This is a genomic window from Synechococcus sp. JA-2-3B'a(2-13) (assembly GCF_000013225.1).
Lineage (GTDB): Bacteria > Cyanobacteriota > Cyanobacteriia > Thermostichales > Thermostichaceae > Thermostichus.
On sequence record NC_007776.1, the window covers coordinates 2,883,020 to 2,902,017 of the forward strand.

Genomic DNA, 18,998 nt, shown 5'->3' on the forward strand with positions numbered 1-18,998 from the left:
CGTAGCTCTAAGGCTCATCTCCCCTGGAGTCAAGTCTTGGTGATCCTTCGCGGGGTTGGGAGCGTAACCACAGTTGCTGGCTAGGTCGGAAATGAGTTCGTTCGCTTCAGCGGGATCCACTCCCAACATCTCTGCAAGTGCGCCGCACCGCTCACGGGAGCGGATTCATCCCACTGCGGTGATCCATCCGAAAGCTGAGCTGCACGAAACGGTGCAGGTTGGCCCCTATGCGGTGATCGGCGAGCATGTTCGCATTGCTGCCCATACGGTGGTGGGGGCCCATGTGGTGATCGATGGCTGGACGGAAATCGGCGAGGGCAACCACATTTTTCCGGGAGCAGTTGTGGGCACCGAGCCTCAGGATCTGAAGTACAGCGGCGCCCCCTCTCAAGTGGTAATCGGCAGAGGCAATCGCATCCGCGAGTTCGTCACCATCAACCGGGCTACCAATGAAGGGGAAGCCACCCTGATTGGAGATTACAACCTGCTGATGGCCTACACCCATGTCGCCCACAACTGCGTCATCGAAAATCAGGTGGTGATTACCAATGCTGTTTCCTTGGCCGGCCATATCCACATCGAGTCTCAAGCCCGCATCGGCGGCATGGTCGGGATCCACCAGTTCACCCGCATTGGGCGCTTGGCCATGGTGGGGGCGATGAGCCGGGTTGACCGCGACGTTCCCCCCTACATGTTGGTGGAAGGACATCCGGCTCGCATCCGCGGTCTGAACTTGGTGGGGCTGCGGCGAGCCCAAGGGATGGAGGGATCCCTGCCCTTGCTGCGGCAGGTCTACCGATTTTTGTACCGCTCAGGGTTGCCTTTGGAAAAAGCGCTGCAAACGCTGCGCAGCAGCCTGTGTGTCGTTTGTAACAGCGGTGCGGAGGGAGAGCGCCATGTCCTTTCCCTACAGGGGAAAGAGTGGGTGGACGAGACGGGATCCCTGCAACATCTGCTGCAATTTTTGGAAGACTCCCTCTCCCAGCCCCAACGACGTGGCCCTCTGCCGGCCCTGCGCGGGAGGGGGGAAGATTCCTTATCGACAGCGATGCAGAGCACTTCAGAGCTGGATGACTAAAGATTGGGGTCGGGAGCGTAGCTCTGGTGAGCCACCTGTTCATCTGCACGGGCGAGGTCTCAGGGGATCTGCAGGCCGGCCATCTGATTGAAGAATTGCTGCGCCAGCGCCCTCAACTGCGCATCACAGCGGTCGGGGGAGAGCGCATGGCTGCTGCCGGGGCCCGTTTATTGCACCGCACTACCGAGATCAGCTCCGTTGGCATTTTAGAGGCTCTTCCCTTTATCGGCCCCGCCCTCTGGACGGAATGGAAGATTCGCCGCTTTTTGGCCCAAGACCCGCCAGATGTGGCTGTGCTGGTGGACTACATCGGCGTCAACAGCCGCATTGCCCGTCTGCTGCAACGGCGGCAGATCCCTGCTGTCTATTACATTGCCCCCCAAGAGTGGGTGTGGTCGCAGGACGCCCGCCTCACCTACCAACTGGCCCAGCAGATGCGGCTGATGTTGGCAATTTTCCCTGAGGAAGCCCGCTACTACGCGGCGGCAGGAGCCCATGTCCAGTATGTGGGCCATCCCCTGTTGGATATTTTGGCCGCTGTGCCCAGCCGTGCTGCCGCCAGAGCCCAGTTGGGGATCCCTGCCGAAGCCACGGTGGTGGTGGTGGTGCCGGCTTCGCGTCGGCAAGAGCTGCGCTCGGTTCTGCCTGTCTTGCTCAAGGCGGCTCAGTTGTTGCAAGCTCACCTGCCTCAGGCACAGTTTTGGGTGCCCCTGGCCTCGCCCCGTTTTGCTGCCCCGATTGCGCGGGCTGCCCGCCGCCTTGGGCTCAACCTCACCCTTTTGGATCCCCAAGCTCTGCCCTTCTTCTCCCCCCACAAAGCTCATCACCTCGCCTTGGCAGCGGCTGATTTGGTGTTGGCCAAGTCGGGCACGGTGAACTTGGAGACGGCCATCTTGGGGATCCCCCAGGTGGTGATCTATCGCCTCAACCCCCTCACCTTCTGGATCGCCCGCCATTGGCTGAGGGTGTCGGTGCCCTTCATGTCTCCGCCCAACCTGGTGCAGATGCGCCCCATTGTCCCGGAGTTGCTGCAGGAGCAGGCCCAGCCAGAGAAGATTGCCCAACTGGCGCTGGAGTTGCTAACTCGGCCCGAACGCAAAGCCCAACTGCAAGCCGACTACGCCGCGATGCGGGCAGCCCTGGGAGAACCCGGCGTTCTGGCTCGCGCTGCCAAGGCCATCCTAGAGGTGTTGGATGGCGCAGCCGGCCCCCAGCGGCATCCCTTTTGCCGCTAGCTCCGGTGACCCAGGGCCCGGGGCACCGCCCGTCCTCCCGCCAGGGCTGCCGTTGAATCTTCCTCTTCCAGATACTCAGCATCTTGGTTGACGCGCCACCCATCGTAGCGCCGTTCCCCCGCCACAATGTTGCGAGCGGCCAAAAGGCCCGTCATCATGGCGTGATCCTGGTTATTGTAGCGGTGCATGCCGTTGCGGCCTGCCACCTGCAAATTGGGCAGTGCTTCTTCCAAAAAGGTTCGAATGGTCTGGATGTGAGCTTGATAGCCGTGATTGTAAACTGGGTAGGCTTTTGGGGCGCGAATGACTGTGCCGCCCAAAACCTTTGCCCTCCCCAGCAGGCCCAACCGCTGCAATTCCAGCGTTGCCAAGGCCATCAAATCCCCATCGGTTTGTCCCCAAAAGGGATCCGTCGCTGAGCAAAAATACTCCAAACCCAAGCAGGTGACCGAGGGATCCGGAACCATGTCCGCGCTCCAATTCTTGAAGTTTTGGATACGCCCCACCCGCACCGAGGGATCGTGAATATAGATCCAGTGATCTGGAAATAGGTTGGGCTCATCCACCAGCAAAGCCACCGTCAAAAAATCCCGATACCGCAGTTGTTCGGCGGCCTCTCGCACCGGCTCCGGTGCTGCAGGTACCAAAGCCCGCACCAGAGAGCGCAGCGGCATGGTGGAAATGAACTGCTCGCCGGTCACCCAAAAGGTCTCTCCCCCTTGAGAACAGGCTTGTACAGCTTGAACTCCGGCCCGGTTCCAGTGGATTGCCGTAACCTTGCGATCCAGTTGTACCGGCTGCCCGGCTTCTGCCAGCAAGGTTTGAACGCGCTCCCACATCTGGCCTGGCCCTAGGCGAGGATAGCGAAAGCGATCGATCAGGGTTTTGATCACCCCCTCTCGGTTGGGGAAAAAGGTTTTACGGATCAAAGAAGCCATCGACAGACCCTTGATCCGCTGGGCTGCCCAGTCGGCGCTGATCTCGTGACAAGGGATCCCCCACACTTTCTCGGTGTAGGTCTTAAAAAAAGTGCGATACAGCCGTTCCCCAAATTGGTTAATGACCCAATCTTCAAAAGATACAGGATTGGGCCTGGGAAAGAGGCGCGCCTTTAGGTAACTGAGCAGACAGAGGGTGGTAAACCCTGGCCCCAGTTTGGCAAAAACATCCGTAGGTCGAATTGGATAATCAAAGAAAACACCTCGGTAAAAAATGTGGGAAAGCCGACGGCAAACCTGCATTTCCGAGCCCAAAATCTCCGTCCACAGAGCCTCAATTTCCGCCGACTTGGAGAAAAAGCGGTGTCCACCGATATCAAAGCGATAGCCTTGGTAGGTTACAGTGCGGGATAGCCCCCCTACCTGCACCGGATCCGCTTCCAAAACCGTTACCGGGTAGCCCTGCTTGTTCAGCTCGTAGGCGGCACTCAATCCAGCTGGCCCCGCCCCGATCACCACTGTGGACTGCACTCTGGATAGCTGCCTTGAGGTACCATCTGGTAATATAGCAAAGGGATTGCAGTTTGACGGCGTTGGCTGTCTTTTGTGGTGTGTTCTGATTCACCCAGTTCAACGCCTGCACAAAGGCATCTATTGTCGCATCCAATTTTGCAGCTTGCGACTGGGACACCTTGAGTTTGCAAGCTACAGTCAGGACTTGGGTCATGCGCCGATTGTACTTCATCAAGGAAGGCCGCATTCCTTCCGGCACTGACCCTGGATAGTGGTGAGTGGGTAGTGACTAGCCACTAGTCACTAGCCACTAATAGAGTGCGGGGCTCCTGCGGGTTCTAGCTGAAAACAGCACGTCCCGGTTGGCTGGCCACCAATCAGGATCTGATCTTGGCCCTGGCCGATCACCTCTCCATCGCCATTCGGCAGGCGGAATTGCTCCAACAGGTTCAGGAGCTGAACCGCACCCTGGAAGAAAAGGTACAGGCCCGCACCGCCCAACTGGATCGCCAGATACAGGAATTGCATCGGCTGGATTGCCTGAAAGATGACTTCCTTAGCACGGTGTCCCACGAGCTGCGCACCCCTCTTTCCAACATGAAAATGGCCATCCGCCTGCTCAGCTCCGTCCTGCTGCCTGCCCAGGGCGCTCCCAGATCCCCGGATCCGGCCAAAATCTCTCAGTACTTGAAGGTGTTGGACAACGAATGTGAGCGGGAGATCAGACTGGTCGAGGATCTGCTGGAACTGCAGCAGTTAGAGGTGCTCAAGGGACTCCGTCCCGCTAACGCGAACGGTTCACAGCGGCCCTGCTGGTTGGAGCTGCAAGAGTGGTTGCCCCAGATCGCGGAGCCCTTTGCTCAGGAGGCCCATAGCCGCCATCAGCGCTTCAGCCTTGGGATCCCTTCAGGACTGCCTGCCATTTTTACCCTGCCGGGAGTGCTAAAGTCGGTGCTGGCGGAATTGCTGAAAAATGCATGTAAATTCACCCCTGCTGGGCACCTGATCAGCCTTCAGGCCACCTGCCATTCCGACCACCTGGACATCCAAGTCCTCAACACCGGCGTAACCATTCCTCCAGAAGAACAAAAGCGGGTATTCGAGAAGTTCTATCGGGTGCCCAGCGTGGATCCCTGGCGGCAAGGGGGGACAGGGTTGGGGTTGGCCCTTGTGCAGCAGCGGGTAAGCCTGTTGCAAGGAAGCATTCACCTCAACAGCGAGGCCAACCACACCTGCTTTACCTTGCGGCTGCCTCGGGTTCTCCCTGTCTTTGGCCAAGGCAAGCCAGCTCAGCCTAGGGTGTAGGCGTCGGGGTGGCCGGCTTTGGAGAGTTGGAAGCTTCCCCTTCCTGCAAAACTTCTTGCAAGCGGGCCCGAACCCGCTGGTTGAGAACAGGATTTTCGTTCGCCAAGGTCATCAATTCGCGGTATTGAAGCACTGTCAGCCCTTGCTCCTCGACAATGCGGCTGGCTTGGGTTTCTGTGCGCTGCATAATTTGCTCGTACTCTTCCTCGTTCTGGGTTTCCCGCAGTTGGGCGCTCGCTTCCCGAATCAGGGGATCCAACTCCAACAAAATCCGCACCAACTGTTCCACCTGGGCATCGGTGACTTGCTCTGGGGTTAGAGTCGGAGATGCCAGAGGGCTAGGAGTTGCTGTGGCCGGAGCCTCCCCCGAAGTTGGAGAAGCAGTTGCAGCAGGGCCAGGCGACGGGGTTGCTCCCTGTGCCCAAGCCGGCAGGGATCCCAAGCTGAGTCCCAGACCCATCAGCAACGCGAATTTCATCATGCCCAAAACTCCCCAAACCCAGACAAGATAGACCTAAGCCCTTGAGGTGCAGCCAAACCTGAAGCCAGACTAGCAAGATGCCTGAATTCCGTCTAATCGGTTCAACGCAGTCCTGGCAGCCCATCAAGCTCATTCCAGCTTGCCGGCACCTGAGGCGGGATCCATCCAATCCCTACGGTACCAGAACTCCTCACTCCAGGGCTCCCAGGATGAACTCGCGAAAGGGCTGTGTGGACATGCTGGGGATCTGCAGTGGATCTCTTGTAGAAACAAGAAGTTGGTTGTACAGTCTTACATGCGCTGTTCAACGGTAGCCCGGCACCGGAGTGCCCCTTTCTCTCCTCGGTTGAGCAGCTCCAGACTTGCAGCATTGGCAATTGACTTAGCACTTCAGCCCAAAGGGGGTTGTCTTGAAGCTGAGCTTAGGTATATGTTCTGTTGAGTATCGTTTTTGTTAATGTTAGGCTAGGGGCCAGATTTGATGCGGATCTCCCACATCGGCATCTGACTTTCTTCGCAGGTGTCAGAGCCCGTGGATCCCCTATCAATATCAGCAGTTAACCTAGCAAACGCCCAATCGCCAGCTCTCTTTGCAGGCGATTGTTGGAGGATTTTTTGTTCGGAGAAAGGTTCCCGATTAGATTTTTTTGGGCGCGTCCATAAGTAACCCTTCAAGGGCTTTGAGGGCGACTGCTGTCTTTATTGCCTTTGTAAAAGATGATAACAAAAATGGGTAAAAGTTATTGCTTTTCTTAAGCAGCGCTGATATATTCTTTGCGGTTGCGGTTGTTCGGTCATCCTTCTACAGGAGGCTTACATTGGTTAGGAGAAGAAAGCGTAAGAGCCGCCGTCGTCTGGAAGGGCGCAAGATTTTAGATCACATTCCTCAATTTAATTTGGACAGTGGTGAGGAGAAGTCTGTAACCGCTGCTCGAAAATATATTCAGGAGAAGTCTATTCAGCCCCCCGCACTTATTTTGGTGCGACGAAATGAACATACAGTTGATCGGTTTTTCTGGGCGGAGAAGGGGTTGTTCGGCGCGCAATATGTCGAGGAGAACCACTTCCTTTTTCCCAGCCTGCGAGCTTTGTTAGCAGAGGTTGCGGCTGAAAAGCCAGAGAAAAAATCCTCGAAGACCCTTGCAACTGCCGCTCGCTAGCTTCTGGCCAGCTTTTCCTACAGCAGGAGCCCAGGAAACAGCCCCCCTACCCTGGGGGGTTTGTTGCAGCCGCTCTCAGAAAATCAAGAAAATCAAAAGAACTGACCCTATTTAGGGGATCCCTTTCACTCAATGGGTTGAGCTTCTGATACCTCACTCCCCATGCTGGATCTGCTGGCGGCAGCGAGGGAGCCACGCGCTACCCTACAAGGGATCCCGTCGGGAGATGCCGGATGAGCCGACTGCCTCAGACCACTGCCCACATCCAAATTACCCGCCGCTCTTGGCAAGAGGGTGCCATTGAGGGGGAAGTCAACGCCAATGGTTGGGCTTGGCGCTTTTGCTGGCGCTTTCGGGCCGGAGAGCTCAGAGTGGAGCCTTCTGTGGGGCGGGCTTTGATTTGCGAGCCCTTGAGCCGTTTTCTGGAAAAATCCGACTATCTGCTGGAACCGGGCAGCAACTACTCGTTTGTGATTCGCAGCAGCTTGTGAACTCTCAATCTGAGCAGATCTGAGCAGAGCTTTTGCCCAGCACCAAAGACCGGGGCTGAGCAATGGAAGGCACCTGCTACGGTGACCCAGAAACCAGGTCTCAAGCCCCGTGGGCGAAGAGTGCCTCCCCTCTCACTCCTGTCGCGCCCAAGCTGTTCGCACTTGAAAGAATCCTCGCCCTCTAGGCAGGGGGGTAGTCAATAAAGCTGCAGCAGCCTTTGGTCTTCGGCGGGGGAGGAGGCACATCCAGAGCTGGGTTGCACTCAAAGAAGCCCAGGGGCTTGAGCATAAAGCCGATGTAGCTAGCCGGCATCACTGGCCAGTCCTCGGTGCGGGGGAAGTGATTGCAGCCAAAGCTATACCAGAGCACCAGGCGGGTGTTTTCCAGGGATCGGTTCGCTTGCGTCCATTGCACCAGCCCTTCGCCACCGGGGTGTTGGTTGGGGTAGTCCCCTGCTGGGAACTTCTCGCCGGGATGGTAGGGCGTGGCCCAGAGGTGGTGGGCCAGGTATCCTGCCCGTCGGTACAGCCAAGAGTCGGGGTGGGCCAAAAGCTGGACATTGTCCCCCGGCATCAGTTTGTAGGCCACCGGCTGTCCCAGGCGGTTGTGGCGATTGGGGTTGACAATCTTCCAATAGCGGCCCCGCAAGGGATCCACCGTTTGCTTAGCCTCCTGCTCGGTTTTGAGCAGGGTGGAGCGGGCGCGAAAGGCGTTGCCGTGAGGGTTATCCGGCCCCAGAGGCAGAGGTTCTGCATGCACTTCATAGAGGGAGTTGCACGGCCCATCCACCGCCATATCGAGGCGGACAGTGAAAAAGTGCTGGTGGTTGAGGCCAGACAATTGGGGTGCCACCAAGACGCCAAACTCCGGCTCTTCCCCCGGCAACGTGGCGCAAGTGTTGATGATGCCGGTGAGCTTGGCTTCAAACTCCAGCGTGCCGTCTTGGTAGAAATACCAGAAAAAGCCGTAGTCGTAGTTGCCAATGGTGGTGAAAAAGGAAAGCACCAACCGCCGCGAGCGCCGCACCTGCGCCCGTTCCGTGCGCCAGTCGGTGTGCTTCCAGAGCACCCCAAAGTCCTCCTCGTGCATACAGACGGCATTTTTCAAAAGCATGGGCTCACCGCTGTTAGTGGGCAGCCAGGCATCGAAGTAGTAGATTTCCCCCAGACAGTCGCAGCCCAGCTGCAGGGAATTGGCCTGCATGCCAATGCCGTATTCCCCCACATCAAAGGCATTTTTGCGACAGTGGGGATCCCGCGGATCCCCGTAGGGCACCACCATCTCGGCTACCGAGGCGCGGTAGAGAATGGGGCGAAGGCGGCCTTGATCCTCGTAGCTCACCTGGTGGAGGACGAGCCCCTCTCGCGGGTTAAAGCTGATGCGCAGATCCCACTTCTGCCAGCGGATGTGGTGGCCGTCCACCTGGAAGCTCACCCCTTGGGGCTGAGTGATTTCTAGCGGCTTCAAGTCTTGGCGAAAATCTTTGAAAAACAGCTCGTCGAAGTTGCCGGACTCCGGCGGCAAGGGCCACAGACCCCGATCCTCCACCTTGACAACTTGCATGCGGTTGAGGTCAATCCAGGGGTAGAGCCCCTCGATGGGGCGGGCATAGCCGTTGTCGCAAGGGGAAGTACGTAGGAAACAAAAGCCTCGCACCAGCCGCCGCCCTTCTTCTTCCGGGATCCCGAAGTAGCCCACCGTCCAGTAGTCCACCATCACCAAATCCACATCGGCAATCCCCCGCCGCTGCAGAGCCGCCAAAAATTGGGGATCCTCCTTGAGCAGGCGGTCGCAGGCGTACACCTCATCGTCGAGCAGAGGGGGCTGCACGCCCGGAACGAGCTGCCAAGAGCGCACCTGCTGTGTTGACAGAGAGACCACGGCTTCGTAGGTGTTGCCACTGGCCGGATCCAACAGCACCACGAAAGCCTGCCGATCCCACGGCTGCCCCGGCTGCCACGCTTCCATCCAAGGCCGCTCCGGCTCTTGTAGCTGGATGGTTACAAAGCGCCCCTGAGAACTGAGGGGCCGTTGCCGGCGCAGGATCTGCACCACTTGCCGCATCTCCTCGGCGCTAAGGGGATCCAAGGGGTGGCCTTGGGGCAATGAAGCCTGGCCAAGCAAAGCAGATTCACTCGACTGGCTATGTCGATCCAAACTGGGAGAAACTTTACAAACCACAGCAATAACCTTGAATTCTTCGGTTGGAAAATGATTGAGCTGAGTAGGAGAAAATGGAGAGAAGTCTGTTGGGAACGGCCAAACGGATCCCTTCGCTCGCCATGCCGCGGGCCAGCCCATCAACCCAACTCAGAGAATCCAGAAAACCTAACAGCAGGCTAAACAGACTATCCTGTTGCCATCGCCAACATCGGGCAACTTTGCAAGAGATACCCGGGGAAAGGAAAACTTAAGCCAAAGCCCAAGGAAGTGAAGACAACCTCGGCCCTGCTAATTGTCCAGATCTAGCAATCTTCTGTTTCCCCGTCCGCTAACCAAATGAAGAGGGCAACGGCACCTTGAGAAGCCGCGCCAGGGCGAACAGGAAGCCGTCAACCCATCGGGAAAATCTGAATACAGGTCTTACTACAGATAAACCCAAACTCGAGAGCAGGAGAAGTTTTCTGTGATTAAACGTCAGGCTTAACGTTGCACAGGAAAGCATAAAAAAGAGAAAACGCTTCACGCAGGCTAAGGGCAGGATCACACCGAGAAAGCTCAACGCAACGTCAACTCTCGCAAGAGCGCAAAGACATCTCGAAGCCTGCCCTGACCCTACCTGCCAGGGGGATCCCACCACTTGGGATCCGAAATGCAACCGACCATCACTATAGCAGAGGCACCCCCCTTTCCCACAAGCCCGGCCCAAAGCCTCCCGGTCGCATCAGCAGGGTGTGACCCTAGGCCTTCTCCCCGTGAAGTTGAAGTCCAGCTCAAGTTGAAGGTTTGGTGTCGGAGAACACATATCTAAGAGTTACCCTGGAGCCATGCTTAAGGTTAAGAATTTCTAACAGTTCGAATAGTAGGATCTCCCAGGTTCTCTGAAAATTGTCCACAATGAGGCAGGGCTCATAGAATCTGGTGAGGGAGATGGCTTCAACTCGATACCGCCTGGTGCCGGTGCGGCCAGGAGACGGCAGCTTTTATCCAGAGCATCTCTATTTGGCCTTAGAAGCCACCCAACTGGGCTATTGGCAACTGGATCTGCGCACCTGGGAGTTGAGTGCTTCTCCCCAGTGCAAGGCCAAATACGGGCTGGATCCCGGCCAAGATTTCACCCTGGAAGTGTTTTTGCAGCACGTTCACCCGGAAGATCGCCAAAGGGTGAAAGAAGCTTTGCAGACGGCTGGGCCCAGGGCGGTAGAGGGGGATCCCAACTTTTCGGTGGAATATCGGGTTTACCAGGCCGACGGCCAGATGCGCTGGCAGCTTTCCCAGGGGATTGTGCTCTTGGGGCCGAAAGGGGATCCCGGCCAGGTTGTCGGGGTGACCCTGGATATCAGCGAGCGCAAGCAATTAGAGATCACCTTGGCCGAGCGAGAGCGCCACTATCGCCAGCTCCTGGAAGCCCTGCCCGACATGCTGCTTCGTCTGGATCGCCAGGGCCGATGTCTGGAGTTCAAGCCGCCCAGCTATTTTTCTGTCCCCCATCCCCCTGCCTACTACCTGGGCAAAACTCCTGAAGAGCTGTTTCCTGAGGTCGCCTGCGCCGGTGCGGCAGAGCCCACAGCCCAAGCCATTCGCGAGCATCTGGAGCTGGCCTTGGCAACCCGGCAAGCTCAAGAGATCGAGTACCCCTGCCCAGAGGGATCCCCTCAGCCCCAATATCAGCAGGCTCGCATCGCCCCCTATGGGGAAGATCAAGTCCTGATGATCATTAGAAACATCACCCCTCGTAAGCAAGCCGAGCTGAAGCTGCAGCGGCAATTGCAGCGAGAAAGGCTGTTCAGCCAGCTCATTCAGGCCATCAACGCCTCGCTCGACTTGCCCACCCTGTTTGATGTGGCAGTCCGGGAAGTGAGGGCAGTGTTACAGGCAGCACGGGTTACCCTTTACCAGTACCTGCCGGCTGAGGCTGTATGGTTAGGTGTTGCCAGCTACGTCCAATCGCCTGATCTGCCCACTGCCCTTCACCTGCACATCCCGGATAGTCCAGACATTGTGGCCATCCAATACTTGAAGCAGCTGCAAGTTTTTCATGCGCCGGATCCCGAGCAAGTTTTGGATCCCTTTGCTATCCATGAAAAGCGAGAATACCACCTGGGCCCTTGGTTGGTGATCCCAGTGGCTTGCCAGGGAAAAGTGTGGGGTGCCCTGGCCCTGCGGCGCCTGATCTCAGATCCGGATTGGCAAACCGACGAGATCGAGCTGGCCAAGGCTATCGGGGAGCACCTGGCGGTGGCCATTCAGCAGGCAGAGCTTTATCAAAAGCTGCAGCAGGCCAATGCTGAATTGGATTACCAAGTGCGGGTGCGCAATGCAGAGCTCGAACAAGCTTACAACGACGAAGCGCTACTCCAGCTCATCACCGAAGAAATTCGCTCCACTTTGGATGAACAAAAAATCTTGGAAACGGTAGCCCGAGAACTGGCCCTGAGCTTGAACCTATCCAATTGCACCATTGCCCTTCATGACCCAGAGCGGCAGGTCAGCGTTTTGGCGGTGGACTATTTGGCCGGAGAAGGGATCCAGCGCTTCCCCCTGGAGGTTTCGTTTGCGGATTTCACCCATGTGCTTCGTCAGCTCCAGCGCGGACAGCTTTGCCAATTGAGCAACTTCCATCACCCCTGCTGGCCCAACCACGACCGCTACACCCTGATCATCGCTCCCATTTGCGACAAAAGGGATCTGACAGCTCAACACGAGGAACTGCTTGTTTTGGGGAATATTTGTGGATCCCGTCCACCGGGGCAGATATTTACCGAGCGGGAACAACGGCTCATCCAACGGGTAGCCGGCCAATGTGCCATCGCCATTCGCCAAGCACGTCTTTATCAAACGATCCAGCGTCAGGTGCAACAGTTGCAGGAGCTCAACCAACTCAAAGATGAGTTTCTGCACATGGTCTCCCACGAAATGCGCACACCTCTCACCAACATGAAGCTGGCTATTGGGTTTCTATCTAAAGCCAACCTAACTGAGCGGGAAAGGCGCTACTTTCAAATTTTGGAGATGGAGACCAACCGCGAGCTGGAGTTAATCAACGACCTGTTGGAATTGCAAGCCCTCGAATCCGGAAACAAAGTCCTCAGACTTACCTGTTTATCTCCCCAGGAATGGATCCCCAATCTTGCCGAGCCCTTCCGGCTGCGGGCTGCGCAGCAAGGCCAACAGTTCCAGGTGGAATGGGATCCCGACCTTTGGCCCCTCTGCACGGATGAGAGCCTCTTGTCGCGGGTGGTCAGCGAGCTTTTAAACAATGCGTGTAAGTACACCCCCACTGGGGAAAGCATCTATTTAAGTGTGAGCCAGGCTAACTCCAATGGCCGTCCCGGCTGGCTGATCACGGTGCGCAATACAGGGGTGGAAATTCCTGCAGAAGCGTTGCCCCGCCTTTTTGAAAAGTTCTATCGCCTCCCCCAGTTGGATTGCCGCAACGCCGGGGGAACGGGCTTGGGTCTATCGCTGGTTCAAAAGGCAGTGGAGCTGCTGCAGGGATCCCTGCGGGTGGAAAGCCACTCCCGGCAGGTGGTTGTTCAGGTGTGGTGCCCCCACCAGGGCAGCTTGTCGGAAACCCCAAGCAAGGCTTAGAGGGCAAGGCCAGCGCCTTGCGCAGGACTCGAACCTGCAACCATCGACTTAGAAGGTCGGTGCTCTATCCATTGAGCTAGCAAGGCCGAAGAAAAGGGTGCAGAGCCATTATATCCCCGACCCAGTTCCCAATCCCCAACCCTGCCCACCTGCCTCTGGCTTGGATTTCCGCAGTGTTGCTTGGGCAAATTGCGCGGTTTGCCTTAGGGAGCCAGGGCGGGATCCCTTCACCATGGGAATGTTGGTTTTCGCTCAGGATATGAACGTCAAAGAGATCGTCTGCCAAGCTCTTGGAACGGGACGTCTGGGCGTCTCTCAGGAAACTTGACTGTACGGATAAGGAAGACTTGCAGACGGCAGATGCTTTGAGCAGATGCTTTGATCAGTGCCTTTTTGGATGGCGCTGTGCAGCGGGAGAGCCACAACTGGGCTCCCTGTGCATCGATCCCTTAAAATGGGCGAGCCGAAAGCAGAAAAGTACTCGTTTGAGTTCGAGGATCCCATGCAACCGAGCTATTGCGTCGGAGATAAGTCCAAAATGGGTGTTGAGGTGTCGAAAATTGGGATCCCCATGCCCTTGCTCCCTGATCCTGGCTCAGTTGGGCGAAAGAAAGCTTCTTCCGGCACTCAAGCTCTGTCTCCGGCAGCCAAGCGTCTGCTGCGCCTCTATCACGGTGGTAGCTTCATCTTTCTGGGCCTGTTGTGGCTGGTGGTCGGGATCCCCAGTCTCTGGGCTTTGCGAGCGGATATAGCCCGCCTGTGGGATTACTTTACTTGGACGGGCCTGCGATATGCCTTGTTTCACCGCCCAGGATGGCCGACTTTGGGGTTGTTGCTCTGTGTCAGCTTCACGATGGGGATCCTGATCGCCCAAAGCCGCTATGAGCTGTTCGGCCTGTATCCGGTGGAGCGTCTCATGCTGGAGCAGCAATCCCGCTGGATCCTGTCCTTGCCGGTGTGGCATCCGCTGCGGCGCTGGTTGGTGCGCAGGTTGGATACTCAAGATTAGGTTTTGGCTGCCACTTGGGATCCCTGCCGGCACCGAGGCAAAATCTCGTTTGCGTGCGGCTGAAATCCCGCACAAGCACCACTTCCGAAGCAGCAGGAGAATTCAACCATGCTCAACCAAAGCCTCAGCCTGGGATTTTTCCGAGGAAGCCACAGATAGCTTCACAATCCGGGCCAGCCGAGCCTTACGACGAGCGGCTGTGTTTTTGTGCAGGACGCCGGTTTTGGCAGCTTTATCAATGCGGCTGAAAGCAGCACTCATCGCCGCCTGGATTTCCTGCAGAGTTTCTTGCTGTGGGTTGGCGGCATAGGCAGTTGAGAGGGAGATCACTTTCTTCATCAGAGCGCGCACCATGGCTTTGGTGGCTTTATTGCGCAGCCGATTACGCTCTGCGATCTGAACGCGCTTGATGGCAGATTTGATGCGTGGCATGGTTGAAGGGGAAGTTCCAGCGAAGATCCAGCATACCATCAGAGCTGGAAGCTCCACCAGTTCCTATTGTTCTCCGATGGGATCCCCATGTTCCAAGATTGCAGCTCGCAGATCCGCTTTAACCCACCTGCCCTTTTCTACGGGGTTGCCGCTTGCGATTTGGATCGGGATGGGGCCTTTGAGCTGTTTGTGTGCGGGTTCCGCGGCTCCAATCGAGTCTTGAAGTGGGATGGGCAAACCTTGGTGGATCAAGCAGACGACACCCTGGCCGATGCAGGGCGCATGGCAATTGGGGTGGCTGCCGCCGACTTTGACGGGGACGGGCAGGAAGAACTTTATGTCTTGAACACCGATACCTTCGGCGGGCGCAAGCGCTTTGGGGATCGCCTCTTCGACTGGCAGGGATCCGCCTGGGTGGACCTGTTCTCCCTGCCGCAAAACCAAGATGCCCTCAACTTGACGGCAGGTCGCTCTGTAGCCTGTGTGGATCGTCTTGGCCAGGGGAGCTATGGATTTTTCGTAGCCAACTACGGCGGCCCTATGCGCCTCTACGAGTTGGGCCCTAACCAAATGATCGCCGATGTGGCGCCAGAAGCGAGACTCAATCGGGTGACGGGCGGGCGGGGGTTGGTGGCCTTGCCCTTGGTCTCGCAGCGGATGGACATTTTTGCCGTCAATGAGCAGGGGCCCAACTTTCTGTTTCGCAACCGGGGGGATGGCACCTTTGAAGAGATTGCCGCTGAGGTGGGCCTGGCGGATCCGGACGAGCACGGACGTGGCGTGGCGGCGGTGGATCTGGATGGGGATGGACGGCTGGATTTGCTCTATGGCAACTGGGAAGGCCCCCATCGCCTCTGGATCCAGACCCCCGACGGTTTTTTTAAGGATGTAGCCCCCCCGGAGTTGGCTAGGCCCTCCCGCATTCGCACAGTCATCGCTGCCGACTTCGACAACGACGGCTACCCAGAGCTGTTTTTCAACAACATCGGCGAGCCCAACCGTCTGTTTGCTTGGCGCTCAGGCCGTTGGCAAGCCATTGACATTGGAGATGCTGCCGAGCCCCAGGGATTGGGGACAGGAGCAGCAGTGGCCGATGTGGATGGGGATGGTCGTCTGGAATTGTTGATTGCCCATGGGGAGTCTGGCGCCCAGCCTCTCAGCTTCTATCGCCCTCAGGCCAATGCCAACAACTGGCTGAGGGTTCTGCCCCTCACCCGCCAGGGAGCCCCGGCCCGCGGCGCGTTGGTAAGGCTGCTCACCTCCACCCGTACCCAGATCCAGGCCATCGACGCCGGCAGCGGCTACCTCTGTCAGATGGAGCCGGTGGCCCACTTTGGCCTGGGATCCGAAACAGGGGTCAAGGAAATCCAGATCCAGTGGCCAGATGGGAAACAGTTGCAGGTGGCCCACCCACCGGTCAACCAGCTTTTGCGGATCCCTTATCCCCGCTAGCCGCCAATCTGAGACATGGTGCGCCGGTAGGATCCCTGGCTGCCGGTGTCCCGCCCTTTGAAGTTGATATCCGGCTTGATGTCCAGCAATTCCCGCACCTGCTGCCTTAGCCTTTCGGCAGGGATCCCAGCTCGCAGCGGATCCCGCAGGTTGATTTGGCCGGATTCGTTGAGCAGGCAAGGGCGCAGCCAACCGTCGCTGGATAGCCGCATGCGGTTGCATCGATCACAAAAGCACTCCGACATCTGGCTGATAAAGCCCAAGGTGCCTTTTGCCCCCGGGATTCGAAACACATCCGCCGGCCCATTGCCGGCCACAAACCCAGGTTCCAGGCCGAAGCGAGCGCGAATTCGCTGTCGCAGCACCTCAGACTCCACCCAGCCGGCCTGCTGAAAGAGGGCGGCATTGCCAATGGGCATAAACTCGATGAAGCGCACATGCCATTGTCGCTCCAGAGTAAGGGCAGCCAGATCTTCCACTTCCGATTCGTTGAGCCCAGGGATCACCACCACATTCAACTTGAGGGGATCAAACCCCACTTGGTGGGCAACTTGGATCCCGGCCCAGACCTGCCGCCAGCGATCCCGCCCCGTGATCAGTCGAAAGGTCTCGGGGTTGAGGGAATCAAAGCTGATGTTGATGCGGCGCAACCCCGCTTCATAGAGGAGTTGAGCTTTTTGGCTGAGGTTGAAGCCGTTGGTGGTAAGGGCCACATCTCTCACCCCAGGCAGGCTGCATAGAGCCCGGATGAGGTGCTCCAGCCCCGGCCTGAGCAGGGGTTCGCCGCCGGTGAGGCGAAAGCAATCGATCCCCAACGGCAAAAACACCTCTCGAACCAACGTGAGGATTTCCTCATCCGTTAAACGCTCTGGGGCTTGCAGCCACGTCAACTCCGCCTCGTCAGGCATGCAGTACTGGCAGCGGAAATTGCAGCGATCGATCAAGCTGATGCGCAGATAGTTAACGGTCGGCATGGCAAGCTAGGCCCAAAAAAGATGTGGCACCCCCTCCCCCAAGGTGCCGAGCAACGCCGGGGACCCTTTCCGTTGCCTCTGGAAAACCTCCCAGCGTCTCCATCCGCGAAGGCAGCGGGAACTGTCTCCAGGCTTTCAACTTGCGGTGGCCACACCTCCAGTTTGCAGGATACTACGAAGATTGAGGTGCAAATCTCTACTCGGCAGAGCCAGGGATCCCTGCCCATTCGGGTTGAACAGGCCGCTGCCAGCGTTCCCACCAGGCCAGCACAGACTCAGGTGGGTGGCTGTCGTGGCTGCCGTTGGCATTGGCGGGGAGGGGGGGAGAGGGAGGTGGGGCCGGCGGTGTCAGCCAACTGACAGGCGCGGGGATCAGACAACTGGGGTGGAGAGGGCGCAGATCGCGGTAGTGGCTGCTGCGAATGGCCAGGATCTCCTGCTGAATGATGTCTGGGGGTTCTCCCAACTCCAGCAACACATGGCTGCACAGACCCAAGCTGGCCTCGAATTCGGGATGGACGACTTCTCTGGCCCCCAACTGATAGAGCTGTTCGATGTCTTCCTTGTCGGTAGCTCGCACCACCACATCCAATCGCGGCGCCAACTCCAGAGCTCGTTTCAGGCAGAGGCGGATGCTCATGCGATCCGGCAGGGCAATGACCAGAGCGCGGGCCTGGGGCAGGCCAGCTTTCTCCAGCACCAACGGGCTGGCCGCATTTCCGTAGAGGTAAGGGATCCCACGGGAACGCAGGTGTTGGATCACCCGTTCTGACTGATCGATAACCAAGAGGGGGTGACGACGGGCTTCGAGAATGCGCACAATGTCTTGCCCCACCTGCCCATAGCCGCACACCACCACGTGCCCCTGTTGAGGAGCATCGGGGGCCAAAGCGCGGGGCCGCTCGCCCGATTCCAACCAGCGGGCCAAGAAGGGGATCCCGTGTAGCCCGGAAAACAGTCGAGGAGCGCCCCTCAGCAGAAAGGGGGTGAGCAGAAGGGTAACGGCTGTAGTGCTGACAATCAACAAATAGATCTGCCGCGACACCAACCCCAAAGCCTGCCCCTCGCTGGCCAGCACAAAGGAGAATTCGCCGATTTGCGATAGGCCCAGCCCCACCACCACCGCTGCCGGCAGAGTGTAACCAAACAGCCGCGCCAAGGGAGCCACGATGCAAAACTTGCCCACCATCACCAGCCCCACCAGCCCCAGGATCAGCAACAGATGGCCGAGGATAAAGCTGGGATCGATGAGCATGCCGATGGCCGCAAAAAAGAGAGCGGCAAACACATCTCGCAAAGGCTCCACATAGTCCAGGGTTTGGTCGGCGTATTCCACCTCCGAGATCATCAGCCCGGCAATGAAGGCCCCAATCTCGCTGGAAATGCCCAGCCGCTCCGTCAACAGGGCAATCCCCACGCAGAGGCTGATCACCCCCAGCAAAAACACCTCTTTGCTCTCCTGCTGAGCCAAAAGCCGCAAGAAGGCCGGAACGAGCCAAATGCCACTCACCACTGCCCCCAGCCCCACCAGGCCAATTTCCGCTACCGACTTGACCAGGGATCCCGCCAGCTCCGGCAAGGGACAATCCAAAGCCGGCAACACCGCCAACATCAGCCCCACCGCCAAATCTTGCACAATCAGGATCCCCAGCATGGCCTGGGCTTGGGGAGTGCCCATTTGGTTGGTCTCAGTGAGACTTTTCAGCACCACCGCCGTGGAAGACAAGGAGAGCACGGCCCCCAAAAAGATCCCTTGCACCGGCGTCAACCAGCCGCTGACCACCGCCAGCACCGCCGTGATCAAAATCGTCAGGCCAATTTGCAAAATGCCTCCGCCAACGGCGATCCCCCGCACTTTGCGCAATTCTTTCAGGGAAAACTCCACCCCCAAGGTGAACAGCAAAAAGGTCACCCCAAACTGGGCCAAGGTTTCCACCTGAACCAACTCTTTGATCCACCCCAACCCGGTTGGCCCCACCAAGATCCCGGCCAGTAAGTAGCCGAGCAACACCGGCTGCCTCAGCAGCGAAGCCAAGAATCCACCTGCTGCCGCTGCCGCCAATACCGTCACAATGTCCAAAATCAGACGAAAGTCTTCCTGCACAGGGCACCCACCAAGGAATGTGAACTTTTGTAGCCAATCCTGAGGATTCTTCCACGATAATGCTTCCTCTGGCA

At 57.8% G+C, this 18,998-nt stretch carries 14 protein-coding genes, 1 tRNA gene and 1 pseudogene; 8 read left to right on the plus strand and 8 right to left on the minus strand.

Annotated elements, in window-relative coordinates:
* The first annotated feature begins 91 nt into the window (after positions 1–91).
* Positions 92–1,078: an acyl-ACP--UDP-N-acetylglucosamine O-acyltransferase gene (gene lpxA, locus CYB_RS13270; protein WP_011434328.1), complete on the plus strand. Its 987-nt coding sequence runs from the start codon at positions 92–94 to the stop codon at positions 1,076–1,078.
* A gap of 26 nt (positions 1,079–1,104) precedes the next feature.
* Positions 1,105–2,313 carry a lipid-A-disaccharide synthase gene (lpxB, locus tag CYB_RS13275; RefSeq protein ID WP_011434329.1) on the plus strand — a complete coding sequence of 403 codons (1,209 nt, stop codon included), beginning with the start codon at positions 1,105–1,107 and terminating at the stop codon, positions 2,311–2,313.
* Here the strand turns inward: lpxB and CYB_RS13280 are convergent.
* Both CYB_RS13280 and CYB_RS15045 read right to left on the minus strand, forming a co-directional pair.
* Positions 2,310–3,782: an NAD(P)/FAD-dependent oxidoreductase gene (locus CYB_RS13280; protein WP_011434330.1), complete on the minus strand. Its 1,473-nt coding sequence runs from the start codon at positions 3,780–3,782 to the stop codon at positions 2,310–2,312. The two genes, lpxB and CYB_RS13280, sit on opposite strands and share 4 nt — an antisense overlap.
* Before the next feature lie 34 nt (positions 3,783–3,816).
* Positions 3,817–3,978: pseudogene (locus tag CYB_RS15045) on the minus strand (RNA-guided endonuclease TnpB family protein); the annotation flags it as partial.
* Positions 3,979–4,154: 176 nt separating this feature from the next.
* Between CYB_RS15045 and CYB_RS13285 the strand changes: the two are divergent.
* The gene (locus CYB_RS13285) at positions 4,155–5,069 is read left to right on the plus strand and encodes a sensor histidine kinase (RefSeq protein WP_011434331.1); all 915 of its coding nucleotides are present in this window, start codon (positions 4,155–4,157) and stop codon (positions 5,067–5,069) included.
* On the opposite strand, the gene CYB_RS13290 is transcribed toward CYB_RS13285, so the two are convergent.
* Complete coding sequence (locus CYB_RS13290; protein ID WP_011434332.1) at positions 5,059–5,550, minus strand: DUF4168 domain-containing protein; 492 nt, start codon at positions 5,548–5,550, stop codon at positions 5,059–5,061. The two genes, CYB_RS13285 and CYB_RS13290, sit on opposite strands and share 11 nt — an antisense overlap.
* Positions 5,551–6,368: 818 nt before the next feature.
* Here CYB_RS13290 and CYB_RS13295 point away from each other — a divergent pair.
* Together CYB_RS13295 and CYB_RS13300 are read left to right on the plus strand one after the other, a co-directional pair.
* Positions 6,369–6,710, plus strand: coding sequence for a DUF3155 domain-containing protein (locus CYB_RS13295; RefSeq protein ID WP_049749658.1), 342 nt, complete (start codon positions 6,369–6,371; stop codon positions 6,708–6,710).
* A gap of 233 nt (positions 6,711–6,943) precedes the next feature.
* A complete protein-coding gene (locus CYB_RS13300) occupies positions 6,944–7,201 on the plus strand; it encodes a DUF3146 family protein (RefSeq protein WP_011434334.1) in 258 nt (85 codons plus the stop codon).
* 181 nt (positions 7,202–7,382) lie between these two features.
* Here CYB_RS13300 and CYB_RS13305 read toward each other — a convergent pair whose 3' ends face one another.
* On the minus strand, positions 7,383–9,383 hold the full coding sequence (locus CYB_RS13305; RefSeq protein ID WP_011434335.1) for a primary-amine oxidase: 2,001 nt from the start codon (positions 9,381–9,383) through the stop codon (positions 7,383–7,385).
* A 909-nt stretch (positions 9,384–10,292) separates the two neighbouring features.
* On the opposite strand from CYB_RS13305, the gene CYB_RS13310 reads away from it, so the two are divergent.
* On the plus strand, positions 10,293–12,953 hold the full coding sequence (locus tag CYB_RS13310; protein WP_011434336.1) for a sensor histidine kinase: 2,661 nt from the start codon (positions 10,293–10,295) through the stop codon (positions 12,951–12,953).
* A gap of 13 nt (positions 12,954–12,966) precedes the next feature.
* On the opposite strand, the gene CYB_RS13315 is transcribed toward CYB_RS13310, so the two are convergent.
* Positions 12,967–13,039, minus strand: a tRNA-Arg gene (locus CYB_RS13315).
* A 485-nt stretch (positions 13,040–13,524) separates the two neighbouring features.
* Here CYB_RS13315 and CYB_RS13320 point away from each other — a divergent pair.
* Entirely contained in the window at positions 13,525–13,962 is a 438-nt protein-coding gene (locus CYB_RS13320; protein WP_187147245.1) for a hypothetical protein, read from the plus strand.
* 102 nt (positions 13,963–14,064) lie between these two features.
* Here CYB_RS13320 and rpsT read toward each other — a convergent pair whose 3' ends face one another.
* Positions 14,065–14,394, minus strand: coding sequence for a 30S ribosomal protein S20 (gene rpsT, locus CYB_RS13325; protein ID WP_011434338.1), 330 nt, complete (start codon positions 14,392–14,394; stop codon positions 14,065–14,067).
* An 87-nt stretch (positions 14,395–14,481) separates the two neighbouring features.
* Between rpsT and CYB_RS13330 the strand changes: the two genes are divergently transcribed.
* Entirely contained in the window at positions 14,482–15,846 is a 1,365-nt protein-coding gene (locus CYB_RS13330) for a CRTAC1 family protein (protein ID WP_011434339.1), read from the plus strand.
* Here the strand turns inward: CYB_RS13330 and moaA are convergent.
* Positions 15,843–16,820 (minus strand): GTP 3',8-cyclase MoaA, encoded by a 978-nt coding sequence (gene moaA / locus CYB_RS13335; RefSeq protein WP_011434340.1) that lies wholly within the window; start codon positions 16,818–16,820, stop codon positions 15,843–15,845. The genes CYB_RS13330 and moaA overlap by 4 nt on opposite strands.
* A 196-nt stretch (positions 16,821–17,016) precedes the next feature.
* Entirely contained in the window at positions 17,017–18,924 is a 1,908-nt protein-coding gene (locus tag CYB_RS13340) for a cation:proton antiporter (protein WP_011434341.1), read from the minus strand.
* Between the last annotated feature and the right edge of the window lie 74 nt (positions 18,925–18,998).

Bases quoted from the DNA above. Each gene is read 5' to 3' on its own strand.
- lpxA (WP_011434328.1), top strand. From the start codon at position 92: ATGAGTTCGTTCGCTTCAGCGGGATCCACTCCCAACATCTCTGCAAGT.
- CYB_RS13290 (WP_011434332.1), bottom strand. From the start codon at position 5,550: ATGATGAAATTCGCGTTGCTGATGGGTCTGGGACTCAGCTTGGGATCC.
- CYB_RS13300 (WP_011434334.1), top strand. From the start codon at position 6,944: ATGAGCCGACTGCCTCAGACCACTGCCCACATCCAAATTACCCGCCGC.
- CYB_RS13310 (WP_011434336.1), top strand. From the start codon at position 10,293: ATGGCTTCAACTCGATACCGCCTGGTGCCGGTGCGGCCAGGAGACGGC.
- CYB_RS13320 (WP_187147245.1), top strand. From the start codon at position 13,525: ATGCCCTTGCTCCCTGATCCTGGCTCAGTTGGGCGAAAGAAAGCTTCT.
- rpsT (WP_011434338.1), bottom strand. From the start codon at position 14,394: ATGCCACGCATCAAATCTGCCATCAAGCGCGTTCAGATCGCAGAGCGT.
- CYB_RS13330 (WP_011434339.1), top strand. From the start codon at position 14,482: ATGTTCCAAGATTGCAGCTCGCAGATCCGCTTTAACCCACCTGCCCTT.
- moaA (WP_011434340.1), bottom strand. From the start codon at position 16,820: ATGCCGACCGTTAACTATCTGCGCATCAGCTTGATCGATCGCTGCAAT.